The organism is uncultured Maricaulis sp. (assembly GCF_905480005.1).
Lineage (GTDB): Bacteria > Pseudomonadota > Alphaproteobacteria > Caulobacterales > Maricaulaceae > Maricaulis.
Map to the genome: position 1 here is coordinate 1 of NZ_CAJQOO010000162.1, position 8171 is coordinate 8171.

Genomic DNA, 8171 nt, shown 5'->3' on the forward strand with positions numbered 1-8171 from the left:
CTGAAGGCGCTGCTGGAAATAGACCCAACAGCCGATCAGTCAGGCGACTTATACGTAGGAGAGCAAGAGCAACCCAATGTGCCCGCGAGAGCGATGCATCATGTTGGCAGAAACGAGTTGCTCGATCTGCCCACAATAAAAAAACATTATGACGCGCTGGGATCGATCCTTCACGTTCCAACAATCGAACGCCTATCGTCTAGTAAGGAGCCGGACTGGCCGAAAATCAAAGGGCGACTGGAAGATGTATTAGAGGCAATTCAAAAAGTCTTAGATTCAAGCGTTTGGAATATAAACTTTCGACTTACTGGGGAGACGGAATGCACATTTTGTGGGGCTCTTATAAAGCGGCGGATTAAGCGAGGCGAAAGGCGTAAAATTTACTGCCTTAGCGAAAACTGTTCCGCTGAATACAACATGTATGAATTTGGCGAAAACCAAGTACGTTTCGAGCCAATTCAGACAGCAGTGCCGTGCCCCGTTGAAGGCTGTGAGGCTACTAACTATTTTTGCCCAGCCGATATAGCGGTTGGCCAGAGGTGGAAGTGCTGCAGTTGCGATCAAGAATTCATTTTCTCAATTGGCTTTTCGAGGGCCAATGACTTAGTGTCCGATAATTAAACGCGCCGAGTATTGTGCATTTGCTACATAATGCCGCGCTTTGGATGTGACACCCCGAAGCTCCGGCAGGGCGTGCGATCAGGTCCAGGGGCACTAACCGACCGACCCTCAGTATCTGGCGCATTGGAATCGGGGTGGAGACAGCCCGGGAAATCTCCGCGAACGGGATGTCGGCGATGTCACGTTATCAAATCAAACCGGTTGACGGCATTGGCCGACATCCCGTTCCCCTCCCTCTCTCGCCGGCGCCTCGCGCGTGCGGCGCCACAGCCATGTCCGCTTGCCCCTTCCAATTGCACGCAAGCCGGCGTGTAATTGGCGCAGCACGGGAGGCTCAGATGGAAAATTTCACACCGGTCTCGGCACTGGTCGGCGGCACGCTGATCGGACTGTCGGCGGTCTTGTTGATGGCGTTGAACGGGCGGATTGCCGGGATTAGCGGCCTGTTGGGCACGGCCCTGTTCGGCGCGCCGGGCGACCGCGCCTGGCGGTTCTTCTTTCTCGGCGGCATGGTCGCGGCACCGCTGGTCATGCTGCTCATACCGGGAGAGGCGCGGCCCTCACTGGCGGTGGATATCACGGCGAGCTGGCCGCTCCTGATCACGGGCGGGCTTCTGGTCGGCTTCGGCACGCGGCTGGGCTCCGGCTGCACCAGCGGGCATGGCGTCTGCGGCCTGTCGCGCCTGTCGGCCCGCTCCCTGATCTCGGTCCTGGTCTTCATGGCGGTCGGCATGGTCACGGTGACCTTGATGCGCGGCAGCCTCGCCGGCCTGTTTGCGGGAGGGGCATCATGATGCGCAATCTCGCCGCCGGCCTGGCCGGTCTCATCTTCGGCCTGGGTCTGGTCATCGCGCAGATGACCAATCCGGCCAAAGTGCTCGCCTTTCTCGACATTTTCGGTGCCTGGGACCCGTCCCTGGCGCTGGTCATGGGCAGCGCCCTGGCCGTCACCGCGATCGGCTATCGCCTCGCCTGGCGCCGCAGCGAACCGATGCTGGGCGGCGAATTCGCCCTGCCCTCCGCCAGCCAGATCGATGTCCGGCTGGCTGCCGGGGCGGTGATGTTCGGCGCGGGCTGGGGACTGGTCGGCCTGTGCCCGGGCCCGGCCCTGACCGTGCTGACCATTGGCGGTCCGCCGGTCTGGGTCTTCGGTGCCGCCATGCTGGCGGGCATGGTCGCCTTCCGCTTCCTGCCCGCCTTCGGTGCGAAACCGGCCTAGCTGGTCGCGGCTGTCGTGGTCGCGGCCGAACTGGCGGCAATCACGGCGGCCATCATGGCAGCCTGGGCGGCGATCACGGCGGTGAGCGCGGAAATACTGCTGCCCGGAGGCGCGGGTCGATCGGCCACCAGAACCTGGTGCGCCAGACGGGTCCGGGCATGCCCGGCGCCGCGGCACTGACGCGGCAGGGCTTCGCGGATCTCGGCCAGGGCCGGAATGTCCGCCGCAGTGAGGCCCTCACAGGCCCAGGCCACCAGCATCGACTTGTCATGATCCGAGCGCAGCTTGCGATCGGCCCGGACAGCGTCTCGCAGATCGGCAAAACCGGCAATCACCTGGTGCGGACTGGTGCCCATCAGGGCGCACAGACGCGCGCCTTCCCGCTTGTGGCCCCGCAGGACACGATCGGCGGCGAAGATCGCCTCGGCCTGTTCGCGACGCGCGGCGACATCGGCCGGGCTCGCGCCCTCGGCGGCATGAGCGGCGGAAAACATGTCAGTGATCGACACGTCCCGGCGCCACCAGGGCGGCTTGATCGCAGCCTTGATGGCGAAGAAGCGCGGGATCAGCGTGTCGATGGACTCGTCCGACAGGGACAGGACCAGGGCGGCGCGCGATCCGCCGGCATAGAGCGTGCCCGTCCCGGACGCCTTGCGGCCGGCCTTGAGGGCGTCGCGCAGGGCGAAATAGCGGTTCATGTCGATCGACTGGGCAGCCATCATCGCGGCATAGATCCAGCGCACCGCGCCGCTGGGCGCACGCCAGCCGCCGGATTCTTCCTTCAGGGTCCGGAAATTCTCGCGGGTCCGCTGAACCAGCGAGCGACTATCCCGGGCGGCCTCGCCGCGCGGCGACCGGACCAGGGCCGAGGCGGCAAAGGGACGGGAATCACCATCCGGCCTGGGACGCGCACGACCCAGCGCCTCGTGAAACGCGACATAGCGGTTCAGGGCAGTCTCGGTTCCGGTCATTTCCGGCATGGCAGATTCTCCTCAGCTGGCATTCAGCCTAGCATGAGGTGGGGTCAGCGCCGGGCGGGACTGGCTGTGAGCGCGTCCCCTGCCCCCTTGCGCGTCCCGCCTGAACGGGCGCGGTCAGCGCCGGGCGATTATCCAGACCGCATGCACAATACCCGGGATATAGCCGAAGATGGTCAGCACGATATTGATCCAGAACTGGATACCGATCCCGACCTGCAGGAAAACGCCGAGCGGCGGCAACAGGACCGCGGCAAGGATGCGGATGATATCGCCGGATGTGACGGCCTTCTCGGCCATGCGTCGGGTTCCTCGCTGCTCAGACCCGCGAACAGACTCAGACAATACGGCGAAATTTCGACTTAAATCCCGAGGCCCGGCTTAGACCTCGCGCAAGACATGCCTGTTTTCATGGCGCTCCATGAGGCCGTTTGCACACGGTCGGACGGGAGAGGTGCTGAAATGACAGGCAAGGCTCAAGTCGTGGTCTTCGCGTCGCAGAAAGGCGGATCCGGCAAGACCACCGTATCGGCGCACATGGCGGTGCAGGCGGACATGTCCGGCGCCGGGCCGGTCGCGCTGATCGATACCGATCCGCAAGGCTCGATGGCGAAATGGTGGAATGCGCGGGCCAGCGCCACACCCGCCTTTGCCCGCATCTCCGTGCCGGACCTGGGACGCGACATAAAACTGCTCGAAGAGGCCGGCTACCGGCTGATCATCATCGACACACCGCCGGCCGTGACCTCGACCATTGCCGAGGTGATCACCCATGCCGATCTGGTCGTCCTGCCGACCCGGCCCAGCCCGCACGATCTGCGCGCCGTGGGTCCGACGGTCGATATCGTACAGATGCAGGACAAGCCGCTGGTCTTCGTGATCAATTCGGCGACCGCCCGGGCCAGGATCACCGGCGAGACCGCCGTCGCCCTCTCCCAGCACGGGACAGTCGCGCCTGTCACTCTGCATCACCGCGTCGACTTCGCGGCCTCCATGATTGATGGCCGCACCGTCGGCGAGGTCTCCGAAACCAGCCGCTCGGCCAGTGAGGTTGCCAATCTCTGGGCCTATCTCGATGACCGGCTCATGCGCATGCGGGCCAGCGATCCGCGCGACATGCTGGAACGGCCACCCCGCTCCACCTTCGAGGCCGACATCCTGTCGCCCGCCACCGCCGGCATGTCGGGCCAGGAGGTGGATGAGGACGAGGACGCGCTGGAAAACCAGCCGGGCTATGCCCTGGCCGGCACGACCGCGCCGCCGCCGGAACCAGCCCCCTCCGCCAATACCAACTGGGACGGCATAGACCGCCGCAAGGCCGATAGCGGTCCGCCGCCCGGCAAGCCGGACCGTCGCCGCGCGGCCCATCAACCCTTCGGCCGCCGTTTCACGGCCTGAGCCCCGACAGGAAGGACATCCCGATGAGCGCCAAATATGCCAGCCTTCATGCCGGTCTCCTGGCCCGCAAGGGCGAAGCCTCGCCCGCCCTCCCCTCGCCGCTCGGCCAGGTCTCCTATACCGATCTGCCGCAACGCCGCGACATCGAGCCGACGCGGCCGGAAAACCTGGCCTCCGAGACTCGCGAAACCCGCCAATCCCTGATTGCCCGCAAGACGGCGTCTCCAGCGGGCAAGCCTGCGCCGGTGGCACACCCGGCGTCTGACTCCGGTTCCGGCCCGTCCCTGGGGCGGCGTCCGGAAACATCCGTTTCCGCCTCGCCGCAGGGCGGATGTTGCAGCGAAGGCGTGACCCCCAGTCCGCCGCCGCTGCCCGGACCAGACGGCCCGCTGGCGCATCGTGCCACCGTGCGCCTGACCGCCGAGCAGAAGCGTCGGCTGGGCACGGTGTCGGTTCAGATGAACTGGTCGCAACAACGCATTCTCGCCATTGCCCTGGACGAATGGCTGGATCGATTGTGCGCGAACGAGATGAGCAATTGCGCCTGTCTGCAAGCCCGAAAGCCCGGCTAGCTACCCGCATACGCATGGCCGTTGCCCGCCCCGATTGGCCAAAACGTCACATTCTCGGCATTATTGGCGCCATAACCGCCCCTTCGCGACGAAAGGGAAAGCGTGTGGTCCAGGCCTATTCCATGCAGGGCTTCGAGATTCGTATTGACGGCCAGGTGCTGGAAATGCGGACCGACGGCACACGCACGGCCGCCATGGGTCGCGATCCCGGACGCTCCTTCGAATCCTTTCTGGCCAACACCCATGTCACCGGGATCCTGTTCGATGTCCGCGGTGCGGATTATCAGCTGGACGAGATCGAGTGGGAAGAACGGGCGCGGCTGATCGCCCGCGTTTGCCAGGGACATCCGACGGCCTTCGTCAACCGCCAGGACCAGGACATCCAGGTCGCCCGGGTCCTGCACCATCTGGAGGCCCGCGGCGGCCGAGGCCTGTCCTGCCGCTCGCGCCAGGCCGCCCGGATTTGGCTGGGTGGGGTGACCGACCACCCCGGCTCGCGCTAGCCTTGGGGAGTGCGTGAGCGTTAGTTGAGCTCAGAGGGGTGAACCGGTTGCGTTCCAGCTTTTCCATGCAAGGGTTCGACCTGCATCTCAGGAACGGCGTAATCGAGCTCCGCGCCCAGGGTGAGCGAATGGCTGGCGATGAACGCGCGCCCGCCGCTGCCTTCACCTCCATCGCGGCAAAGCTCGACTCCCGGCTGATCCTCTACGACGTGCGCGACGCGAATTATCGTTTGTCCGAGCTGGAATGGGATGAGCGGTTGCGCTTTGTCGCCCGCCTGTTCAGCGGTTATCGCACGGCCTACATCATCCGGGCCGACCAGAAAACGGCCGCGAGCCGCGCGTGCAAGGCGCATGCTCGAAATGGCGACAAGGCCAAGGCATTCTCGTCAAAAGGCGCCGCCAGGGACTGGCTGGTCCGCTGACGCCTACTGCATCGAGCCGCCGGCATTTCCGGCAATCCGCGCCGCCAGAAGGTCCTGCATCAGATCCAGGCGCGCTGTCGTGTCCTGCGCTTCCAGCAAGGCCTGGCGGTCAGCCGACGCGAAGGGCGCCGACATGGCCAGTTGATCGACCAGGACCGGCAAGGGCGCGTCCCGCAGCGTCCGCCAGTCGGCGGCGAGCTGCTCCGCCTCAAACCAGGCCTGCAGCAATCCAAGGAGCCGGTCACGATCCGCGTCCGGCACCTGCCGTGGCAGGAGGTCACCGGCAAAACCGTTATAATCAGCCTCGCCCACACGGTAAGGCTTGCCGACCTCGATTTCCTGGCACAAGCGGAAGCGACTCACGCCGACGAGCGTGATCAGATAACGGCCATCATCCGTTTCCTGCCATTGCTTCAACCGACCGGCGCCTCCGATCGGTGCGAGCTCAGGCTTTTCCGGATTTCTGCCGGAGCGGCACTGAATGATGCCGACATGTCCATCGCCATGCCGGACATCGTCCAGCATGTTGAGGTAGCGCGGCTCAAAGACATTCAGCGGCAATATCTCTCCGGGCAGGAGGATAGCGCCCCCCAATGGAAAGAGCGGCAGGTGTTCGGGGAGGTCTTCGAAATCCGTCATTCGCTTGAGATAGGGCTGAGCTCGGGGCCTGCCAAGGTCAAGGCTGAGTGACAAAGGCAGAACAGGCTTCGTCAGGCGCGAGATGGCAATCAGCCTCGACCCAGGGGCGAAGGCGCGCATCGATGAAATGCACCCAGACGGAGCGGACGATAGCGGCCATCTCCGCATCTATTTCCCCGGCCATGTGGAGCTCGACCGTGAAGGCCGTCCTGTCACCCGCTCCGGCGTCTTCGAGCGACCAGCTAGTGACCATGTCGAAGGCCCGTCCTGACAAGCCCAGCGGTCCATGCAGACGCAGCTGATAAGGTGCGCGGACAAAGATGACCCGCGCGTGCAGCGTCCCGTTATCCGAGCCCGCCTCGAAACGCTCATAGAAGCGCCCGTCAAAGCGGGGCTCGATCACCATCTCGGCCGGGTCCGGCCAGAAACTATGGTCCCACCAGCCTGTCACATCGCCCGTAGCCGCCTCGAACACCTCGGTGACCGGCGCCTCGATCTCGACGGTAAAGCGGGTTGTAAATCCCTGCGGCTCGAAGGCCTGAATGGCGGTTTCGGCGGCGGAGCCGGTGGCCGGCTGGGCGGCCACCAGTAGCAGGGCTGCGAGACTGATCATGGCAAGGCTCCGGTGTGTGGAACACCAGACTAGCCCTGCCATGGAGATCCAGCTAGCCGCTCATGCCCATCATGTCGGCCTTGCCAACCGGGACGCCAAGCTGGCGCAGGATGTTGTAGGCCGTCGAGGCATGGAAGATGGCATTGGTGATGACGAAGCTCTGCAGATAGGTCTGGCGCGGCAGCGTCATCTCCCGATCACGCCCGGCCGGGAAGGTGATATCGGCCTGCGGATTGGCATCGATCGCGTCGGTATCAAGCGCCCAGACAGCTTCACGGGCCTTGGCGACGCGGGCGCGAAGCTCTGCGAAACTGGTTTCGGTGTCGGGCAGTGATGCCGGTTCCACGCCGGCAAGGCGCGACATGCCGCGGACGGTGAAATCGGAGACCAGCTGAACCTGGCGGGTGAAGGCGAACATGTCCGGCGAAAGCCGCCAATTGAGCCAGACACTGTCCTCGACCCCCTTTTCCTTCGCATGGGCTTCGCCCTTGGCCAGGATGATGTCGACCGCGCGATAGACCTGATCGAGTTGAGTCCGTGCAACGGACGACAAGGTGATACTCATTTCGGCGTACTCCCCGTTTGGTGAAGTCCTCAGATGGGGGGCCGAACCGGTATCGACAAGGCGCGTGGATGTGGTTGGTTTGGGCAGCGGGAAGCCCGGACACAGGCAGACCGGGATCCCGTCAGGCATCCCGGTCAGGCATGTCGGTCGATTGCCGGCGGCGGGGAAGACCCGCCCCCGCCTCAGACGGCGTCACCCCAGCGGCAGAGCAGGTCACCCTGCGGGCTCCAGGTCGAGAGCCGGGCGCTGAAATCGGTCTCCATATCCAGTGTGATGTCGGACAGGATCACCGCACCCTCACCATAGGGCTCGATATCGCCGCCCTGGTAGAGATCGAAGGACCCTCCACCGGTGCGCTGGGTAATGATCATGTCCCAGCTGGACCCGGCATCCGGCGCACTCCACGCCGTCACGACGAGGCCATCGACGGTTTCTGTCAGGTCGATGCCGCAGGCCGGACCATTCTCCAGCATGGCGAGACGCGCTTCAGCCGGCGCCTCATCAACTTCAACGGCGAACCAGATGCTGGCCATAGCCGCCAGCGAACTCAAGGAAATCAGTTTAATACCCATGTCAGCCTCCTTGGCTGGGGCGGCCCGGTCGGCGCAGCGGCGTCATGCCGCTGCGCCCGGCGGGGTCGTC

The 8171-nt window shown here is 64.5% G+C and carries 12 protein-coding genes and 1 pseudogene; 7 read left to right on the top strand and 6 right to left on the bottom strand.

From position 1 onward, the window contains the following. The 3 genes from QZ266_RS13775 to QZ266_RS13785 all read left to right on the top strand — a co-directional run. Positions 1 to 621 (top strand): hypothetical protein (locus QZ266_RS13775; protein ID WP_295696123.1); only part of this gene is annotated, 621 nt, incomplete at its 5' end. Positions 622 to 959: 338 nt separating this feature from the next. Beyond that, positions 960 to 1415 carry a YeeE/YedE family protein gene (locus QZ266_RS13780; RefSeq protein WP_295696124.1) on the top strand — a complete coding sequence of 152 codons (456 nt, stop codon included), beginning with the start codon at positions 960 to 962 and terminating at the stop codon, positions 1413 to 1415. Beyond that, the gene (locus QZ266_RS13785) at positions 1412 to 1840 is read left to right on the top strand and encodes a DUF6691 family protein (protein WP_295696126.1); all 429 of its coding nucleotides are present in this window, start codon (positions 1412 to 1414) and stop codon (positions 1838 to 1840) included. The genes QZ266_RS13780 and QZ266_RS13785 overlap by 4 nt, the downstream gene beginning before the upstream one ends. Here QZ266_RS13785 and QZ266_RS13790 read toward each other — a convergent pair. Both QZ266_RS13790 and QZ266_RS13795 read right to left on the bottom strand, forming a co-directional pair. Next, the gene (locus QZ266_RS13790; protein ID WP_295696128.1) at positions 1837 to 2820 is read right to left on the bottom strand and encodes a hypothetical protein; all 984 of its coding nucleotides are present in this window, start codon (positions 2818 to 2820) and stop codon (positions 1837 to 1839) included. The genes QZ266_RS13785 and QZ266_RS13790 overlap by 4 nt on opposite strands. Positions 2821 to 2934: 114 nt before the next feature. Further along, positions 2935 to 3117 (bottom strand): YqaE/Pmp3 family membrane protein, encoded by a 183-nt coding sequence (locus QZ266_RS13795; protein ID WP_295696130.1) that lies wholly within the window; start codon positions 3115 to 3117, stop codon positions 2935 to 2937. Positions 3118 to 3279: 162 nt separating this feature from the next. Between QZ266_RS13795 and QZ266_RS13800 the strand changes: the two are divergent. The 4 genes and pseudogenes from QZ266_RS13800 to QZ266_RS13815 form a co-directional block, all read left to right on the top strand. Further along, a pseudogene (locus QZ266_RS13800) lies at positions 3280 to 3909 on the top strand (AAA family ATPase); the annotation flags it as partial. 329 nt (positions 3910 to 4238) lie between these two features. Beyond that, on the top strand, positions 4239 to 4787 hold the full coding sequence (locus tag QZ266_RS13805; protein ID WP_295696134.1) for a hypothetical protein: 549 nt from the start codon (positions 4239 to 4241) through the stop codon (positions 4785 to 4787). 104 nt (positions 4788 to 4891) lie between these two features. Next, positions 4892 to 5290, top strand: coding sequence for a hypothetical protein (locus tag QZ266_RS13810; RefSeq protein ID WP_295696136.1), 399 nt, complete (start codon positions 4892 to 4894; stop codon positions 5288 to 5290). A 47-nt stretch (positions 5291 to 5337) separates the two neighbouring features. After that, complete coding sequence (locus QZ266_RS13815; RefSeq protein WP_295696138.1) at positions 5338 to 5712, top strand: hypothetical protein; 375 nt, start codon at positions 5338 to 5340, stop codon at positions 5710 to 5712. A gap of 3 nt (positions 5713 to 5715) precedes the next feature. On the opposite strand, the gene QZ266_RS13820 is transcribed toward QZ266_RS13815, so the two are convergent. From QZ266_RS13820 to csgH, 4 genes are all read right to left on the bottom strand, one after another. After that, on the bottom strand, positions 5716 to 6351 hold the full coding sequence (locus QZ266_RS13820; protein ID WP_295696140.1) for an LON peptidase substrate-binding domain-containing protein: 636 nt from the start codon (positions 6349 to 6351) through the stop codon (positions 5716 to 5718). Positions 6352 to 6388: 37 nt separating this feature from the next. Beyond that, on the bottom strand, positions 6389 to 6964 hold the full coding sequence (locus QZ266_RS13825) for an SRPBCC domain-containing protein (protein WP_295696142.1): 576 nt from the start codon (positions 6962 to 6964) through the stop codon (positions 6389 to 6391). 52 nt (positions 6965 to 7016) lie between these two features. Next, complete coding sequence (locus QZ266_RS13830; RefSeq protein ID WP_295696144.1) at positions 7017 to 7529, bottom strand: DUF1993 family protein; 513 nt, start codon at positions 7527 to 7529, stop codon at positions 7017 to 7019. A gap of 182 nt (positions 7530 to 7711) precedes the next feature. Next, on the bottom strand, positions 7712 to 8101 hold the full coding sequence (csgH, locus tag QZ266_RS13835) for a curli-like amyloid fiber formation chaperone CsgH (protein WP_295696146.1): 390 nt from the start codon (positions 8099 to 8101) through the stop codon (positions 7712 to 7714). Positions 8102 to 8171 lie beyond the last annotated feature (70 nt).

Excerpts from the sequence above, each read along its gene's own strand:
- QZ266_RS13780 (WP_295696124.1), top strand. The coding sequence starts at position 960 with ATGGAAAATTTCACACCGGTCTCGGCACTGGTCGGCGGCACGCTGATC.
- QZ266_RS13785 (WP_295696126.1), top strand. The coding sequence starts at position 1,412 with ATGATGCGCAATCTCGCCGCCGGCCTGGCCGGTCTCATCTTCGGCCTG.
- QZ266_RS13790 (WP_295696128.1), bottom strand. The coding sequence starts at position 2,820 with ATGCCGGAAATGACCGGAACCGAGACTGCCCTGAACCGCTATGTCGCG.
- QZ266_RS13795 (WP_295696130.1), bottom strand. The coding sequence starts at position 3,117 with ATGGCCGAGAAGGCCGTCACATCCGGCGATATCATCCGCATCCTTGCC.
- QZ266_RS13805 (WP_295696134.1), top strand. The coding sequence starts at position 4,239 with ATGAGCGCCAAATATGCCAGCCTTCATGCCGGTCTCCTGGCCCGCAAG.
- QZ266_RS13820 (WP_295696140.1), bottom strand. The coding sequence starts at position 6,351 with ATGACGGATTTCGAAGACCTCCCCGAACACCTGCCGCTCTTTCCATTG.
- QZ266_RS13825 (WP_295696142.1), bottom strand. The coding sequence starts at position 6,964 with ATGATCAGTCTCGCAGCCCTGCTACTGGTGGCCGCCCAGCCGGCCACC.
- QZ266_RS13830 (WP_295696144.1), bottom strand. The coding sequence starts at position 7,529 with ATGAGTATCACCTTGTCGTCCGTTGCACGGACTCAACTCGATCAGGTC.
- csgH (WP_295696146.1), bottom strand. The coding sequence starts at position 8,101 with ATGGGTATTAAACTGATTTCCTTGAGTTCGCTGGCGGCTATGGCCAGC.